The following is a 16,805-nucleotide window of genomic DNA, read 5'->3' as shown; positions in this document are numbered from 1 at the left end:
AGGCTCTCTTTCTTTTACGGCTGCCTCCATCGGGCCGCCTCGAATCCCATCAGGGCGAAGCGCCGCTGCGGGTCCATCCAGAGTTTCCAGGCCTGCCAGCCGGCACCGACGGCCAGTTGCGCCATGCCATCCGGCAGGTACTTGTGCGAGCTCTCGGTGTGGATCGTCTCGCCGGCGGCGAAGCGGAAGCTTCGTCCACCGATACGTACCTGCTGCTCGCGGCGGCTGCGCAGGTGCATCTCGATGCGATGCCGCGTCTTGTCGTAGACCGCTACATGCTCGAAGGCGGCGATATCGAAGTCCGCGGCGTGCTCGCGGTTGAGGCGCACCAGCAGGTTGAGGTTGAAGCGGGCGGTGATGCCTTCGCTGTCGTCATAGGCGCGGCGCAGGGTGGCGGCGCTCTTGCGCAAGTCCACGCCCAGGATCATGCGGCCGCTCGCACCGGTGGCCTGCTGGAACTGGCGTAGCAGGGCCTGGGCCTCATGGGGTTCGAAGTTGCCGATGGTGGAGCCGGGGAAGAACAGCAGGCGGCGCTCCGCCAGCGGCAGGCGCGCATAGCGCCAGGGCCGGGTGAAGTCGGCGCAGACCGGTACCAGCGGCAGGCGCGGCAAGACCTGGCTCATCGTTTGACGGCAACGCCACAGCACGCTGGGATCGATGTCCAGCGGGGCATACCAGCGTGGGTCTTCCAGGGCCGACAGCAACTCACGCGTCTTGCAGCCGCAGCCGGCGCCCGGCTCGATCACACCCGCACCGGGGCCGGCGAAGGCGGCGATGTCGGGCAGGTTTTCGCGCAGGATCGAGAGCTCGGTGCGCGTGACGTAGTAATCCCCGGTTTCGCAGATGCGCTCGAACAGGCGCGAACCTTCTTCGTCGTACAGCAGTCGCGTCGGCAGGCGCTTTTGCGGGCGCGACAGGTCGCGCAGGATCTCGGCCAGGTCGGGACTGTCGATGCTCTCGACCGGCGCGGCCGAGCCGGCTTCCATCTGCAGCTCTTCGTCGTCGCTCATGCGATGTCCCTCGCCAGGCGCAGGCCGCTGAACTGCCAGCGCGCTTCCGGTGGAAAGAAGTTGCGGTAGCTGCGCCGCAGGTGGCTGGGCGGCGTGGCGCAGGAACCGCCGCGCAGCACCAGCTGGTTGCACATGAACTTGCCGTTGTATTCGCCCACCACGCCCGGCGGCGCGCGGTAGCCGGGGTACGGCGAGTAGGCGCTCGAGGTCCAGGTCCAGACGCCGCCATACCAGGCGCCGTCGGAGATACCCGGATGCAGGCGTGGCGGAGCATCCTGCGGCGCTGGGGTAGGCTCCTCGGCCAGGGCCTCCCACTCCTGCTCGGTGGGCAGGCGCAGACCGGCCCAGCGCGCGTAGGCGTCGGCCTCGTAGTAGCTGAGATGGCAGGCGATGCCTTCCGGGTGCAACGGCTGCAGACCGGCCAACGTGAAGGCCGAGCGCAGGTCGCGCGCCCAGTACAGGGGACGGCGCCACTTGCGGCGCTGCACGACCGCCCAGCCGTCCGATAGCCACAACTCGGGTCGGCGGTAGCCCTCGTCCTCGATGAAGGCCCGGTATTCACGATTGGTCACGGCGCGCGAGGCGATCTCGTAAGGCGCCAGCAGCACGGCATGGCGCGGCTGCTCGTTGTCGAAGGCGAAGCCGGAACCGCCATGGCCGCAGGCCACCTCGCCGCCGCCGCGCAGCCAGCGCAGCGGCGTGGCTGTAGCATCCGTGTCCATGGCCGGCGCACGGCCATAGGCGGGCTGCAGCGGATTGCGCGACAGCAGGTGCTTGAGGTCGGTGAGGATCAGTTCCTGGTGCTGCTGCTCATGGTGCAGGCCCAGCTCGATCAGCGTGCGCGAGACGGCGGGCACCGGCGCCGCCAGCAGTTCCAGCATCGCGCGGTCCACCTGCGCGCGGTACTGCATGACCTCCTGCAGCGAGGGCCGCGTCAGCAGCCCGCGCGCGGCCCGTTCGAAGGGCTTGCCCAGGCGCTGGTAGTAAGAGTTGAAGAGATCCAGATAGCGGCGGTCGAACACGCGGTAACCCGGGCGGCGTGACAGCACCATGGTCTCGAAGAACCAAGTGGTATGCGCCAGGTGCCACTTGGCCGGGCTGGCGTCCTTCATGCTTTGCGCGCCGGCATCCTCCGGCGACAGCGGCGCGCACAGGGCCTCGGTGGCGGCACGGACGCGCTGGTAGCCCACGGCAAGCGCCGCAGCCTCCCCAACGGGGCGGACAGTGGCAGGACGCGCGAGCGGCCTGGGGCCTGCGCTCCGGCGCAATGCGATCGCAGTCATCGTGCCCTCCTTGGCTCTCGACTCCGGGCAGGGGTGTCGCAAGAGCCGTGCCCGGGGCATCCCGCCGCTGGCGGGACGCCCCCCGGCCGGGTCAGTGCTTGGCCGGACCGGTGCGGGTGGGCGAGATGCGGGCCGGCGGATCGGAGGCCGGGAAGCTGTCGTCCAGGGCGTCGTCTAGGGCGTCGACGCGGCCGCCCTGCTTGGCGGCTTCCTTCTTCGAACGCTGGGGTTCCGCCTGCGTGGGCGCGGGCTTGGCGTGCTTGTCGGCCAGCTCGCTGTTAGCGTCCAGGCGGCGCTCCAGCTCGATCTTGCGCGCGCCGGGGCCGAGGTTCTGTTGATGGGCCATGGTTCTCATCCTTGAGTTGCGACAGGAGTCGCCGCCCTATTCCGACCCCTGCCCGACAGCTGAGTTCAGGCCCGGCGACCTTGCACAATCCGGCGGGCGAAAGCCATCACCGTGCAAACTGCGGATCGCCTTGCTCGCCCTACTCCTCTACGGCCGCCTCCAGTTCCGCCAGGCCGTTCTCGATGTGGTCCAGCAGGCGCTGCAGGCTGGGCAATGTGCGGCGGCAGCCGATCAGGCCGAAGTCGACGAAGTCATGCCGGCTGATCACGGTGATGTTGAAGGCAAAGCCGTCGATGATCAGCGAGGCCGGGTACATGCCGTCGAGCTTGCAGCCCTGCCAGTACATGTCCTGGCGCGGGCCGGGGACGTGGGAGATGACGAGGTTGGCCGGCACGCGCTCGGGCGTGAGCCCGGTGAGCATGCTCAGCGCACCCGGCACCAGCTGTGCCACGGCGTAGGCCTGCAGTTCGGCGGGGCTCAGCTGCTTGAAGCGGGTCTTGCTGTAGTCCATGCAGGCCTTGATCGCCTGCAGGCGCTCCAGCGGATCGGCCAGGTGCGTGGCCAGGTTGACCATGGCGAAGGCGATCTCATTGCCGGAGTCGCCGTCGTCGCGGCGGATGGACACCGGCACCACGGCCACCAGCGGCTGCTCCGGCAGGGCATCCAGCTCCAGCAGGTAGCTGCGCAACGCGGCAGCGCAGACCGCCAGCACCACGTCATTGACGGTGCCGCCCGCGGCGGCGGCCACCTTGCGGAAGCGCGGCGTGGCGTAGGACTGCGCGGCGAAGCGCCGCGAGGCGGTGATCGGCTGGTTCAGCAGGCAGCGCGGCGCCTGGGTGCTGGTGACCACGTCAGGGTTGCCGTGACGGCGGTCCTGCCAGGTCTGCTTGAGATGGTTGAAGACGTTGGGCACGGCCGACAGTCCACCGCGGCTCAGGCCGGACAGGATGCCCAGCGGGCTGGTGGCCACGCCGGAGATCGGCATGGAGGCCTCGCGGCGGCGCGGCGCCATCTCCCAGGTGGGCGGCATGCGCGCCGATTCCTCGGGGCTCTCCGACATGGATTTCATGATCAGCCGCATCGCCGCCACGCCGTCCACCACGGAATGGTGGATCTTGAAGAACACCGCGATGCGGCCGTCCTCCAGTCCCTCGATCAGGTACATGCGCCACAGCGGGTAGGCACGGTCCAGGTGCTGGGAGTGTACCCGCGAGCACATCGCCAGCAGCTCGCGGATGCGGCCCGGCTTGGGCAGGGCCAGGTGCACCAGGTGCTGGTTGATGTCGAAGGTGCTGTCGGTCTCCCAGAAGCTCAGACCGAAGCGGCTCTGCGGCCGCAGGTTGAACGGCCGCGAGGCCTGCACGGACTGCAGCAGCCGCGACGCCATCTGCGCGGCGAAGTCCGGCGGGGCATCCGCGGGCGGCTTGAGCATCATCAGGCCGCCGACATGCAGGGGCATGTGGCGACGCTCCATCAACAGGAATGCGGTATCAGTGGGTGACAGGCGCTGCACGAGGTGTTCTCCCATTCTCGTTTGGGCGAGACGTAGCAAGCCGCGAGCCAAGAATGCCCGCAAGCAGTGCCGCCCGCATGACGAATAAATAACCGGACGTTCAGGAGGGAAGCATGGCCCGGAAAGAATGTCCGCGCTTTCACCTGGCGGATTGACCTGGGCCGGGCGGCCCTGCGGGACCCTAGCGCCGGGCCAGGAACACGTCTTCGATGATGTCGCGCACGCGCTCGCTGGCGGCCATGTTCACGCCGAGCTTCTCGGCGCTTTCCAGCGCCGCCGAGAGGTCCTTGCGGCCCAGGGCGCCGAACAGGCCGAAGGCCTTCTCCAGCATTTCGGGCCCGCGGGCGGCGATGCCGTCGCGGTTGCCGATGAAGGCTTCCATCTGCGGGGTCACCACGCCGTTGGCGCGGCCCACCTCCACCAGCATCTCCAGCGTCAGGCCGCCGGCCCGGGCCAAGCGGGAGGCCTCGTCGATGGCCGCGAAGGCGGCATAGGTCATGACGTTGTTGCAGAGCTTGAGCGTGATGCCGGCACCGGTGTCGCCGGCGTGGACCTGCTTATTGCTGGAGGTGGCGAACACCGGCTGGCAGCGCTCGAACAGCTCGTCGCTGGCGCCGACCATGTAGCACAGGCGGGCATCCTCGGCGCCGCCGGCGCCGCCGGTGATCGGCGCATCCACCAGGTGGATGCCGCGCATCGACGCATGGCGGGCCCAGCGCATCATGGCCTCGTGGGTCACGGTGCTATGCACCGCGATCACGCTACCGGCCTGGGCCTGCTCCAGCAGGCCGCCACCGCTGCCGGAGCAGCCGTACAGCAGTTGCTCGACGTCGATGGTGTCGCGTACGCAGATGCCGATGTGGCGGCATTCGCGCGCCAGCTCGCCCGGTGTGCCGGCGCGGCGCGCGCCCAGCGCCACCAGCTCGGCCACCGGACCGACCGCGACGTCGTGGACCCACAGGGGTTCATCCAGCTTCAGCAGGTGCTTGGCGATCGGCTTGCCGATGTTGCCGAGACCGATGAACCCGATGCTCATTTGGCGTCACTCTCCAGCAGCTTGGGCGTGGGCATCTGCGGCCGCACTTCCATGAATTCCACGGCGACGCCGGCAGGGAACTCAAAGCAGCCGGCGATGGCCTCGCCGACCACGTCGGCGGTGGTCATGCCGTCGAACTTCGGCCCCTTGTCCAGCCAGGCGCCCATGGCGTCCGGCAGCGCGGCAGGGTCGAAGTTGGCGATGCTGCCGGTGGCCACGGCGCCCGGGCTGAAGACCGTCACGAGGATGCCGTCCTTCTTGACCTCCCCGCGCAGTTCCTCGCTGAACTTGTCCATCGCCGCCTTGGAGGCCGAGTACAGTGCCAGGTGGGCGAACTCGTTGTCGTGGCGCACGGTGGCGGAGGAGATGTTGACGATGCGCCCGCCGCCGGCCGCGCGCAGGCGCGGGATGGCGAGCTGGCAGGAGAACACGGTGGCGAGGAAATTCACGTCCACCATCTTGCGCACTTCGGCCTCGGGCATGAGCTCGATGCGGCGCGCGAACTGGAAGCCGGCGTTGTTGATGATGCCGTCGATGCGGCCCCATTGGGCGATCACCGCGTCCAGGACCTTTTCCATGCCGGCCTTGTCGCAGACGTCCACTGCGGCAGTGAAGACCTGGGCGGCGGGCAGCTGCGCCGCGGCCTCCTTGAGACCGGCCTCGCCGCGCGCCAGCAGCGCCACCTTGGCACCGCGGGACGCCAGCACCTGGGCGGTAGCGAAGCCAATGCCCTTGGAGGCTCCAGTGATGACGATCACCTGGCCCTGAACCTTGCTTTTCATTGTTGTTTTCTCCCCTGCCGTCAAAGTTAACCGTTCGCATGGAGCTTGTCGAAATGCGAACCCCATTGGTGGTGGGAGCCGCCCGCACTTCGACAGGCTCAGTGCGAACGGCGGCGAGGTCGATGGCTGATCAGGCCCGCATCAGCGAGCCGCCGTCCACGTTGAGGATCACCCCCGTGACCCAGCTGGCGTCGTCCGACAGCAGGTAGGCCAGGGCCTTGGCCAAGTCCTCCGGGGTGCCCAGGCGGCCCAGGGGCATCTGCGCGACCATGCCCTGCAGGTATTCCTCCGGCACCTTGGCGCGCAGCGCCGGGGTGTCCGTGGGGCCGGGGGCAATACCGTTGACGCGGATGCCGCGCGGGCCCAGCTCGCGCGCCAGCACGCAGGTGATGCCGTTGATGGCGAGCTTGGTGAAGGAGTAGTAATCGTAGTGCATCCAGGCCGCGGTGGAGGACTGGTTGACGATGACGCCGCCCTTGGGCATCTGTGGCGCCACGGCGCGTGTCATGACCACGGCGCCGAGCATGTTCACGGCGATGACCTTGTTGAGATAGGCCAGGTCGACGGTCATCAGCGGATTGAAGTCGAGGTTGCCGAACATGGCGGCGTTGTTGACCAGGTAGTGGATCTCGCCCCAGCGCTGCGAGACGTCCTCGACCAGGGCCGCGGCGGAGGCCTCGCTGGAGACGTCCACCGAGGCGAAGATGGCCGTGCCGCCGGCCTTGCCGATCTCCTCGACTACGCGCTGGCCCTGGGCGGCGTTGATGTCGGCGACGACGACCTTGGCACCGAGCGCGGCGAGATGCTTGGCGTAGCCCTCGCCGATGCCCTGGCCGGCGCCGGTGATGATGGCGACCTTGTTGTTGAAAGTGCTCACGTGGTTCTCCTCGGAATTCGATCCATTTCCCCTCGCCCGCCCGCGGGAGAGGGTGGCCCGAAGGGCCGGGAGAGGGTTTCTGTAGAGCTTGCGAGAGCTACAGAAACCCTCTCCCTCGGCAACTGCTCCTGCGTTGCCCTACCTCGGGCATCCATGCCCTCGCCAGCCCCTCTCCCGCAAGCGGGAGAGGGGTTTGATTGATTCAGCTCCCCGCCTGGTCCGCCGGCAGATGCACCACCAGCCCCTGCATCTCCTCGGTCACCGTGACCTGGCAACCGAGGCGGCTGTTGGCCTTGCGGTGGGTGACGGACTCCAGCGTGCCCAGCTCTCCTGCCTCTGCCTGTGGAATCCTGCCCTCCCACTCCGGCGGGATATAGCAATGGCAGGTGGAGCAGGAGCAGATACCGCCGCACATGCCGATGACGCCGGGCACCATGTTCAGCGTGGCGCCTTCCATCAGGTTCATGTGGGCATCCACGTCGACCTTGTGCTCGGTACCGTTGTGCTCGATGTAGGTGACTGCAACCATGTTGGTCTCTCGTGTAGATCAGGCTGGAATCGCGACGGTCTTGGTTTCGAGGTATTCCTCGAAACCCTGCACGCCCATCTCGCGGCCGATGCCGCTCTGCTTGTAGCCGCCGAAGGGGGAATCCGGGGCGAAGAAGTTGGCGCCGTTGATGTTCAGGGTGCCGGTGCGGATCTGGCGTGCCAGGCGCAGCGCGCGTTGCGGATCGGCGGAGTAGATCGAGCCCGACAGGCCGTAGATGGAGTCGTTGGCGATGCGCGCGGCGTCGGCGTCGTCCTTGAAGGGAATCGCAACCAGCACGGGGCCGAAGATCTCTTCCTGGGCGATGCGCATGTCGTTGGTGACGTCCGCGAACAAGGTGGGCTCGACGAAGTAGCCGCGCTCCAGGCCCGCCGGCTTACCGCCGCCGCAGACCAGGCGCGCGCCCTCGCGCTTGCCGGTCTCGATGTAGTCCAGCACGCGCTGCTGCTGCTTTGCACTGATCAAGGGGCCCATGATCTGCTGCTCGCGGAACTGGTCGCCCGGCTGCACGTAGCCGAACATGGCCTTCAAGGTCTGCACGCCTTCCTCGTAGCGCGACTCCGGCAGCAGGATGCGCGTGGGGATGGCACAACCCTGTCCTGCGTGGTAGCAGACCGCCAGGCCCGACAGCAGCGCGGTGTTGAAGTCGGCGTCGTCGAGGATGATGTTGGCGGACTTGCCTCCCAGCTCCAGGAACACGCGCTTGAGCGTGCCGGCGGCGCTGGCCATGATGCGGCGGCCGGTCTGGGTGGAGCCGGTGAAGGAAACGATGTCCACGCGCGGATCGGCTACCAGCTTCTCGCCGATGGCGGCGGGGTCCGACGAGGTCAGCACGTTGAACACGCCCGGCGGGATGTCGGTCTTCTCGGCCACGACCTTGCCGATGAGGGTGGCGGTCCAGGGCGTGTCGGGCGCGGACTTGAGCACAACGGTGCAGCCGGCGGCCAGCGCCGGCGCGACCTTGGCCATGTTGATCTGGAAGGGAAAGTTCCAGGGCGAGATCGCGGCGACCACGCCGCCGGCCTCCTTCCACACCAGGCGCTTGCTGGGCACGCCCATGGTGTTGGTGACCGGCAGCTCCTGCTCCCACTCGTAGCGGTCGATCAGGTCGATGACGTAGTCGAGGATGCCGATAGGGCCATCGCCCTGCGGACCGTTGGCGGTGATGGCCATGGGCGCACCGACCTCGGCCACCGCCTGGGCGCGCAGGGATTCGGCCTCCGCGCGCAGGCCGTCACGCAGCTGCGCGAGGCACTTGCGGCGCAGGGCGCGGTTGGCGGACCAGTCGGTGGTGTCGAAGGCTTGGCGCGCGGCGGCGATGGCGGCCTCGGCATCGTCGAGTCCGGCGTCGGCGACGTGGCCGATCACCTCGCCGGTGGCAGGGTTGATATTGGCGTAGCGCTTGCCGCTTTTCGCTTCCACCAGCTTGCCGTCGATCAGCAGGCGTGGTTCGCCGATGCCGGCATCGTTTGCAGATTTACCCATGGGCGGTCTCCGGAGCCGGCGCGGCCGGAAGAGGTAGAGGCGAGCCAGCAGCAGCGTGAACAGCAGCAGCCACAGGCCGTTGTAGAGGTACACCTTGTCGAGCTGCGCACCGCTCTGCGGCCAGCTCAAACTGGCCTGCGTCAGGTAGAAGAACATGGCGTAGGCCATCATCCCCGACATGAACGTGGCCAGGGCGCGGTAGCGAGGGCCGTCCTGGCGGCGGCGCAGGAACACGGCGATGGACAGCAGGTAGAACCAGCCGAAGAACCCCGTATCGAACTCGTTGAGCAGGCGCAGCCATAGCGGCGCCTCGGCGTAGATCGGCTCCACCTGCACGTAGCCCAGCCAGGCGCGGCCCACCGCACTCTTCGAGCATTCGCCACCCGGCCCCTGCGCCAGGCCCTCCCAGCCGCAGCCGAGCAGGAACAGCGGCATGTAGATCAGCGCCGTGAAGGCGGCGAAGGCGAACAGCCCGATCAGCACACGGTCCAGCAGGCGCGACATGGGTCCGGTCTCCTCCGTTTCGCGGGTCGGTCATGGCCGGCCGCATAAACATTGCTATTGAAATGTTTATGCAGACTATCGGAGGGTTCAGGGGTCGCCAATACGCCGAATGGGCGATACCCGCCGGACGGTGCCCCCTTCAATATCCCCGCATCGCAGCTAAAGCCCGGGAGAACGGCATGGCGAAGTGGGAATGCACGATTTGCGGCATGGTGTACGACGAGGAGAAGGGCGACCCGGATCACGGCATTGCGCCCGGCACGCGCTTCGAGGACATCCCGGACGACTGGGTCTGCCCCGACTGTGGCGCGGGCAAGGACACGTTCGAGAAGATTGGTTAGCCGCTCTCCACGATCGGAGAGGCGAAGCTGACAGGGCGGCCCGGCCGCCCCCGCTGACATCACGCCTGGAGGAGAGAGCATGGGCGAGAGCAAGGCCGACTACGGCCGGCGCGGTTTCCTGAAGCAGATCGGCCTGGCGGCCGCGGGCGCGGCGGCCTTCGGGGCCGAGGCGGCGACACCCAAGGCGCGCAAGGACGTGCGCCGCTGGGACGCCACAACCGACCTGCTGGTGATGGGCTCCGGCGCGGGGGGCATCTCCGCGGCTCTGGAGGCCCGCCGCAACGGCATCCAGGCCCTGGTGCTGGAGAAATTCCACGTGCCCGGCGGCTCCTCGAGCCTGTCCGGCGGCGTCTGCTACCTGGGCGGCGGCACGGCCCTGCAGAAGGCGCTGGGCTTCACCGACACGGTGGAGGACATGTACCGCTACATGATGGCGGCCAGCGGCCTCTACGCCGACGAGAAGAAGATCCAGCTCTATTGCGAGGGCAGCGTCGCGCACTTCGACTGGCTGGTGGCCAACGGCGTGCACTACGCGCAGAAGTTCTCCGAGGAGAAGGAGATCTCGATCCCCGACGGCTCGCTGTACTACTGCGGCAGCGAGCTGGTGCACCCCTACCGCGAGCAGGCACGGCCGGCCCCGCGCGGCCATGTGCCCCCCTCGCCGCATCTGATCGGCGGCCGTGACCTGATGAAGGCGCTGACCCAGGCCGCCACCGATGCCGGGGCGCAGCTGAAGCTGCGCTGCTCGGCCGAGCGCCTGGTGCTGGAGAGCGACGGCAGCGTGGCCGGCGTGGAAGTGGTGGATGAGAAGGGCCAGCGGCTCAACATCCGCGCGCGACGCGGCGTGGTGCTGGCGGCCGGTGGCTTCATCCACAACCGCGCGATGCTGGAGCGCTTCGCGCCGGAGCTGGCGCGCTGCTCGGTGCCCTGGGGCCGTGCCGGCGACCTGGGCCAGGGCATCCTGATGGGCATGGCAGTGGGCGGCGCGGTGCAGCGCATGCACCATGGATTCGTGATCCTGCCGATGTATCCGCCGGAGACCATCCTCAACGGCATCCTGGTGAACTCGCGTGGCCAGCGCTTCGTGCCTGAGGACGGCTATTACGGCCTGGTGGGCCACGAGATCGCCTTCAAGCTGGACGACGGGCAGGCGTACATGGTCGTGGACAAGGCGCATGCCTTCGCCTGGAAGGATTTCCGCTTCAACGTGGCGGCGGAGGCGCCCAGCATCGGGGAGCTGGAGGGCAAGCTGAAGCTGCCCGAGGGCGCGCTGGTGCAGACGGTGGAGTACTACAACCGTTACGCCAAGGACAAGCGTGATCCGCTGCTGCACAAGGCGGAGAAGTACCTCGCGCCGCTGAAGGAGGCGCCCTTCGTGGCCTACGACGTGGGCCTGAAGAACACCTTCATGCCGGTGCATACCTTCGGCGGCCTGCAGACCAATACCGACGCCCAGGTGATCAATGCCTGGGGCGACCCTATCCCCGGTCTGTATGCCAGCGGGCGCACCTCGGCCGGCCTGCCGGTGGCGCCCTATATCGGCAGCGGCGTGTCGATCGGCGACGGCACCTTCTTCGGACGCCGCGCCGGCCGCCATGCCGCCGGGAGGAAAGCATGAAGCACGCACTCACCGCCGCCGTACTGCTCGGGCTGTCGCTAGGCGCTGCCGCCGAGGCGCCCAAGGGCGATGCCGAGCGCGGCCGCCTGGTCTTCGGCCAGTGCCGCACCTGCCATTACCCCGAGAAGACCTACGGCGACCACAACGGCCCCAACCTCTACGGCATCTTCGGTCGCAAGGCCGGCTCGGTAGCCAGCTACGCCTACTACTCGGACGAGATGAAGCAGGCCGGGTTCGACTGGACGCCGGAACTGCTGGATTTCTGGCTGGCCAACATGGGCAAGTTCCTGCCCAACAGCACGATGGTGGTGTTCCAGACCACGCCGCAGCAGCGCGCCGACATCATCGAGTACCTGAAGCAATTCCAGGACTGAGGCGCCGGGTATTGACCTAAACCTAAGTTGAGGTTCTAGGATGTCCGCCACGATGCCTGGAACGGGAGTGGCGGCGATGAGCGAGCGGATACGGCTGGGACTGGTCTACGGCAGCACGCGGCCGGGGCGGCTCTGCGACACGGTGGCGAACTGGGTCGCGGGCCAGGTCCGCGAGCATCCGGAGTTCGAGATCGAGGCGATCGACCCGGCGCAGTTGCGGCGCGGGGCGGACGGGCGGCTTGACGAGGCCGACGCGGAAGCCCGCATCGCGCGGGCCGAGGCCTTCATCGTGGTCACGCCGGAATACAACCACGGCTACCCTGCCGCGCTGAAGGAGCTGCTCGACTCGACCTACGAGCCCTGGCAGGCCAAGCCGGTGGCCTTCGTCTGCTACGGCGGGGTCTCCGGCGGGCTGCGGGCGGTGGAGCAGTTGCGCCAGGTGTTTGCCGAGCTGGATGCCGTGGCCCTGCGCGAGACCGTGAGCTTCACGGAAATCTGGGAGCAGTTCGGTGCGGACGGCGAGCTGCGATCGCCGGAACGGGCACGGCGCAACATGGGCAAACTGCTGTCGCGGCTGCGCTGGTGGGCGGAAAGCCTGCGGGATGCACGGCAACGCCGGCCCCTGCGTCAGGCCGCGTAGGAAAGCCCTGGCCGCAGATATCCACAGGACCTGTGGACAACGCTGTGGACCGTTGGCGCGAAGCCCGCCAGATGCAGGTTTTTCCGCATATGAATAAAAAATGACCGTTGGGCGAACGGCTCGGACGGCCTGCTAGAATCCGGCGCGCCTCCTGGCTCCCAACCTCATACCCATGGCCCCGAACCCCCACAAGTCGCTGTCCCCCCTGCCCTCCCTGATCTTCTCCTCGCGCTGGCTGCAGTTGCCGCTGTACCTGGGCCTGATCGTCGCGCAGGGCGTGTACGTCATCCTGTTCTGCAAGGAACTCTGGCACCTGACCCACGGCGCGCTGGAGCTCAACGAGCAGCAGGTGATGCTGATCGTACTGGCGCTGATCGACGTGGTGATGATCTCCAACCTGCTGGTGATGGTCATCGTCGGCGGCTACGAGACCTTCGTCTCACGCCTGCACCTGCAGGGGCACCCGGACCAGCCGGAATGGCTGAGCCACGTCAACGCCTCGGTGCTGAAGGTGAAGCTGGCGATGGCAATCATCGGCATCTCCTCGATCCACCTGCTCAAGACCTTCATCGAGGCCGGATCGCTCGGGGCATTGCCCACCTGCGCCACGGCGGCGGCCGGCGTACGCTGCACCAGCGTGACCGAGGCCGGCGTGATGTGGCAGACCATCATCCACATGGCTTTCATCGCCTCGGCCATCGGCATTGCCTGGACGGATCGGCTGATGGCGAGCTCGCACGCCAAGCCGACCCACTCGGGGCACTAAATACCGCTGCAAACAGAAAAGGGCCGGGATATTCCCGGCCCTTTTCTGTGATGCCGACTGCGGCCTCAGGGTAGCCGGGTCATCCGCTGGCTCAGCTGCCAAAGCTCCCGCGCCGCCGCGTCGTCTTCCGCCCAGGGCTTGGGGCGGATCGGCTTGCAGTCGTAATAGTACTTCCCGCTGACGCCCTCCACCTCCGGCGAGGTCGCCAGATGGATCGAGGAGCTGGCGCCGCGTTCCGGCGTGCGGAAGAACGGCCGCAGAAGCCGGGTGACGTAACGCGCCCAGCGTGCATTCTGGTTGCCCAGCCCGGTGCCGACAGCGCCCGGGTGCAGGCAGTTGGCCGTCACGCCGCTGCCCTGAAGCTGCCGGGCCAGTTCGCGCGTCCACAGCAGGTTGCAGAGCTTGGAGTGCCCGTAAACGGCGAAGGTACTGAAGCCATTGCGCTGGAATTCCAGGTCATCCAGCTGCAAGCCCTTCACGAAGGCATGCGCTCCCGAGGAGACGCTGACGATACGCGACGGCGCGCTCTGGATCAGGCGTTGCCGCAACAGCTCGGTCAGCAGGAAATAACCCAGGTGGTTGACCGCGAACATTTCCTCGATGCCGTCGGGCGTATGGCGCAGGCGGGTGTTGATCAGGCCGGCGTTGTTGACCAGAACGTGCAGCGGCTTGCCCGTGGACAGGAACTCTGCGGCAACGCGGCGGATATCGGACTGCCTGGCGAGATCGCCGATCAGCAGGTGCAGGCGGCTGTTGCGCGTTTCATGGGCAAGCTCCTGCAGCGCAATTTCACCTTTGTCGCGGCTGCGCACCAGCAGGAATACTTCTGCTCCCTGGGCCGCGAGGGCCTTGGCGGTGGCGCGGCCGATACCACTGGTGGCGCCGGTAACGAGGCAGACCTTGTCTTGCATGCGGAACTCCTTATCAATGATCCATCCGATCATCCGGAGTGATCCGTCATGGCGGATCACCAAGGACGCGGCAATCGGATGGAACGGTAAGGGTCTATCTTCCCGGGAAAGGAAAAAGGCCGGGATCTCCCCGGCCTTTTCGCCTCACCGTTGGGTGTTACTTGTTCCCTTCCTTCTCCAGCATGCTCGCCATGCCCGGCTTCGGTGCCGACGGCGCGGCGGCTGCCGGGCGCGGAGGCATGCGCGGCATACCGACGAAACCGATGGCGAACTGCTCTTCCATGGTCTTCACCTGGTCCTCGGTGTAGCCCATGCCGCCGAGGATTTCCTTGGTGTGCTCGCCGACCAGCAGCGGGCGGCCCTGGATCACGCCCGGGGTGTCGGACAGGCTCACCAGCAGGCCGATCTGGTCGAGCTTGCCGACCACCGGGTGCGGGTAGGAGACGACCCACTGGTTCTTCTGGAACTCGGCGTTGTCATGCAGCTTGCGCGAGAACTCGGCGTCCACCACTTCCACCGGCACGCCGGCCTTGTCGAGCTTGGCGAACCAGTTGGCGGCGGTGTCCGTGGCCAGCACGTTGCCGATGATCTTGGCCAGCGCGGCGTCGTTCTTGGCGCGCGCCTCGAACGTGGCGAAGCGGGCGTCGGTGACCAGTTCGGGCTTGCCGATGACGGCGAAGAGCTCATCCCAGTGCGACTGCTCCACCAGCACGAAGCACAGCCAGCCGTCCAGGGTGCTGTACAGGCGGTGGCCGGCGGAGTAGCCGACCTGGTCGCCACCGATGCGCGGGCGCTCGAAGCCCTTGCCATCCGGCGTCGCGACGGCGTAGCTGGTGTTCAGTAGCGCGGCGTTGATGATGGAGGTGTCGACGAACTGGCCTTCGCCGGTGCGGTCGCGGTGATAGATCGCGTTGACGATGGCCACGGCCGACAGGAAGCCGTTGCCGGTGTCGCCGAAGCTGGTGAAGCTCCACAGCGGACGGCCGACTTCGCCATTGTCGCCGTTGCGGCCCATGCCACCGTCCTCGTACTGGATGCCGGACAGGCAGGCGCCGGTCTGGTCGTTGCCCGGCAGGCCGGCGCGCACGCCGCGCTCGAAGCCGCGGGTGTGACAGTAGATCAGGCCCGGGTTGATCTGCTTGAGGGACTCGTAGTCGATCTTGAGGCGCTCGGCGGCGTCGTAGCGCATGTTGTGCTGCACGACGTCGGCCTGCTTGACGAGATCCAGCAGGATCTTCATCGCACGCGGGTCCTTCAGATTCAGCGTGATCGACTTCTTGCCGCGGTTGGCCATGTAGGCGATGTGCACGCGGTGCCAGAACAGGTCGAACAGGCCGTTGACCTTGATCACCGTGGCGCCCAGGTCGCTGAGCAGCTGCGTGCCGAAGGGACCGGCGATGGCCAGGCCCAGGTCGAGCACCGTGATGCCTTCCAGCGGTGCCTTGAGCTTCTTGCCCGACTTGGCCGCTACGGCGGCGGTGGCGGCCTTGGCCTCGGCGATGATCTTGGCGGCTTCCGCCTTCACTTCCTCCGTGTTGGCGCCGGCCTTCACCGGCGCGGCGCCGGGCTTGCCCTGCGTCTTGCTCATGTTGAAGGCGTTGCCGACGGTGCGGATGGTGCCCAGTTCGGGGTCATGGGCTTCCGTCACGCAGCCGTCCTCGAGGAAGGCGGGGTCGGCCAGCGATTCCTCGATGCTGCGCACAGGCTGCATCGTCATCTCGGCGGTAGCGGCGGCGTCCACCCAGTCCTTGACCGGGAACTTCGCCACGGCCTCGGCAAGGATCGGCTGGTAGTGCGACATCACCAGGATTTCCTCGGGGCCGGTGCCAAAGCGATCCGGATCGTTCTGGACGGTGAGGTCCGGCGATGCGTTGAGGGTGTCACCCTGCGCGGCCTGCAGGATGAAGCGCGGATTGGGCACCCAGTTGTGCAGCCACTTGCCGTCCTTGGCCTGGAAGTGGCCCTTGGGCGAGCGGTTGCCGAGGATCCAGGTGTCGAAGCCCGGGGCGTCGATCTTCTCGGCACGCTGCCAGACACCGGCGGCGCCAGCGAAGGCTCCCTGCAGCAGGGAGGTTTCCACCCACTGGCCCTTGCCGGTGATCTCGCGGGCACGCAGCGCGGCGGCGATACCGAGGGACGCGTTGAAGAAGGCACCCAGGCTCGGCCAGTGCGAGGCCACGAACAGCGGGCCCTCGCGCGCGGCGCCCTGCACCCAGTCCTGCGGGATCTCGAGATCCGGATAGGGGTCGGGCAGACCGTTCATGTGGTTGAGCGCGCCTTCCGCCCAGCCGCGCTGCTCGTGCATCAGGCCGGTGCGGGCCTGCACCAGCGCGTCGTACGCGGGGCGGTTGCTCAGCGCGTTGCCGCGGCCGTAGCCGGTGATGGAGCAGTACACCAGGCGCGGGTTGCGCGCGCTCAGGGTCTTGAAATCAATGCCGAGCTTGTCGGTGGTGCCCGGCGAGAAGGATTCCACCAGCACGTCGGCGGTCTGCGCCAGCGCCAGGAAGGCCTTCTTGTCGTCGGCGTTCTTGAGGTCGAGGATGGCGCTGCGCTTGCCGCGCTGCCAGACCTTGTAGCCGAGCTGGTTGCGGAACGGATCACCGCCGGGAGGTTCGATCTTGGTGACCTCGGCGCCGTTGTCCGCCAGCAGCATCGTGGCCATCGGGCCGGCGATACCCCAGGTCAGGTCCAGCACTTTCAGTTTCTCGAGAACTCCAGCCATGTCCGCTCCTCGTTGTTCTGCCAATCAGGTTTTGTTGAAACAATGAAGGC

The 16,805-nt window shown here is 67.4% G+C and carries 16 protein-coding genes; 5 read left to right on the top strand and 11 right to left on the bottom strand.

What is annotated here, in order from left to right:
* Nucleotides 1–14: 14 nt before the first annotated feature.
* The 9 genes from egtD to QT386_RS11015 all read right to left on the bottom strand — a co-directional run bounded on the left by egtD (nucleotide 15) and on the right by QT386_RS11015 (nucleotide 9,383).
* Nucleotides 15–1,010 (bottom strand): L-histidine N(alpha)-methyltransferase, encoded by a 996-nt coding sequence (gene egtD, locus QT386_RS11055; protein WP_289273822.1) that lies wholly within the window; start codon nucleotides 1,008–1,010, stop codon nucleotides 15–17.
* Entirely contained in the window at nucleotides 1,007–2,200 is a 1,194-nt protein-coding gene (egtB, locus tag QT386_RS11050) for an ergothioneine biosynthesis protein EgtB (protein ID WP_289273821.1), read from the bottom strand. Before egtB ends, egtD begins: the two co-directional genes overlap by 4 nt.
* Nucleotides 2,201–2,384: 184 nt before the next feature.
* Nucleotides 2,385–2,639: a hypothetical protein gene (locus QT386_RS11045; protein WP_289273820.1), complete on the bottom strand. Its 255-nt coding sequence runs from the start codon at nucleotides 2,637–2,639 to the stop codon at nucleotides 2,385–2,387.
* Between the two features lie 139 nt (nucleotides 2,640–2,778).
* Nucleotides 2,779–4,167 carry a wax ester/triacylglycerol synthase family O-acyltransferase gene (locus QT386_RS11040; protein ID WP_289273819.1) on the bottom strand — a complete coding sequence of 463 codons (1,389 nt, stop codon included), beginning with the start codon at nucleotides 4,165–4,167 and terminating at the stop codon, nucleotides 2,779–2,781.
* Nucleotides 4,168–4,333: 166 nt separating this feature from the next.
* Nucleotides 4,334–5,188, bottom strand: a complete 855-nt coding sequence (locus QT386_RS11035; RefSeq protein WP_289273818.1) for an NAD(P)-dependent oxidoreductase — start codon at nucleotides 5,186–5,188, stop codon at nucleotides 4,334–4,336.
* Entirely contained in the window at nucleotides 5,185–5,970 is a 786-nt protein-coding gene (locus tag QT386_RS11030; protein WP_289273817.1) for an SDR family oxidoreductase, read from the bottom strand. Before QT386_RS11030 ends, QT386_RS11035 begins: the two co-directional genes overlap by 4 nt.
* 130 nt (nucleotides 5,971–6,100) lie before the next feature.
* Nucleotides 6,101–6,847 (bottom strand): SDR family oxidoreductase, encoded by a 747-nt coding sequence (locus QT386_RS11025; RefSeq protein ID WP_289273816.1) that lies wholly within the window; start codon nucleotides 6,845–6,847, stop codon nucleotides 6,101–6,103.
* 202 nt (nucleotides 6,848–7,049) lie between these two features.
* The gene (locus tag QT386_RS11020) at nucleotides 7,050–7,376 is read right to left on the bottom strand and encodes a 2Fe-2S iron-sulfur cluster-binding protein (protein WP_289273815.1); all 327 of its coding nucleotides are present in this window, start codon (nucleotides 7,374–7,376) and stop codon (nucleotides 7,050–7,052) included.
* Between the two features lie 18 nt (nucleotides 7,377–7,394).
* Nucleotides 7,395–9,383 carry an aldehyde dehydrogenase family protein gene (locus tag QT386_RS11015; RefSeq protein WP_289273814.1) on the bottom strand — a complete coding sequence of 663 codons (1,989 nt, stop codon included), beginning with the start codon at nucleotides 9,381–9,383 and terminating at the stop codon, nucleotides 7,395–7,397.
* A 179-nt stretch (nucleotides 9,384–9,562) separates the two neighbouring features.
* On the opposite strand from QT386_RS11015, the gene rd reads away from it, so the two are divergent.
* From rd to QT386_RS10990, 5 genes are all read left to right on the top strand, one after another.
* Nucleotides 9,563–9,724 (top strand): rubredoxin, encoded by a 162-nt coding sequence (rd, locus tag QT386_RS11010; protein ID WP_289273813.1) that lies wholly within the window; start codon nucleotides 9,563–9,565, stop codon nucleotides 9,722–9,724.
* A 79-nt stretch (nucleotides 9,725–9,803) separates the two neighbouring features.
* A complete protein-coding gene (locus QT386_RS11005) occupies nucleotides 9,804–11,342 on the top strand; it encodes an FAD-dependent oxidoreductase (RefSeq protein ID WP_289273812.1) in 1,539 nt (512 codons plus the stop codon).
* Complete coding sequence (locus QT386_RS11000; protein WP_289273811.1) at nucleotides 11,339–11,716, top strand: cytochrome c family protein; 378 nt, start codon at nucleotides 11,339–11,341, stop codon at nucleotides 11,714–11,716. The genes QT386_RS11005 and QT386_RS11000 overlap by 4 nt, the downstream gene beginning before the upstream one ends.
* Nucleotides 11,717–11,792: 76 nt before the next feature.
* Nucleotides 11,793–12,356, top strand: coding sequence for an NADPH-dependent FMN reductase (locus QT386_RS10995; protein WP_367401426.1), 564 nt, complete (start codon nucleotides 11,793–11,795; stop codon nucleotides 12,354–12,356).
* 172 nt (nucleotides 12,357–12,528) lie between these two features.
* A complete protein-coding gene (locus tag QT386_RS10990) occupies nucleotides 12,529–13,122 on the top strand; it encodes a TIGR00645 family protein (protein WP_289273809.1) in 594 nt (197 codons plus the stop codon).
* 65 nt (nucleotides 13,123–13,187) lie between these two features.
* On the opposite strand, the gene QT386_RS10985 is transcribed toward QT386_RS10990, so the two are convergent.
* Together QT386_RS10985 and QT386_RS10980 are read right to left on the bottom strand one after the other, a co-directional pair.
* Nucleotides 13,188–14,033 (bottom strand): SDR family oxidoreductase, encoded by an 846-nt coding sequence (locus QT386_RS10985; protein WP_289273808.1) that lies wholly within the window; start codon nucleotides 14,031–14,033, stop codon nucleotides 13,188–13,190.
* Nucleotides 14,034–14,190: 157 nt separating this feature from the next.
* Nucleotides 14,191–16,755: a CaiB/BaiF CoA-transferase family protein gene (locus QT386_RS10980; RefSeq protein ID WP_289273807.1), complete on the bottom strand. Its 2,565-nt coding sequence runs from the start codon at nucleotides 16,753–16,755 to the stop codon at nucleotides 14,191–14,193.
* Between the last annotated feature and the right edge of the window lie 50 nt (nucleotides 16,756–16,805).

Origin of the sequence: Solimonas sp. SE-A11 (assembly GCF_030345715.1) — a bacterium.
Lineage (GTDB): Bacteria > Pseudomonadota > Gammaproteobacteria > Nevskiales > Nevskiaceae > Solimonas_A.
Note: the sequence above shows the minus strand (reverse complement) of the source record. Positions and strands in the feature narration are given on the sequence as shown.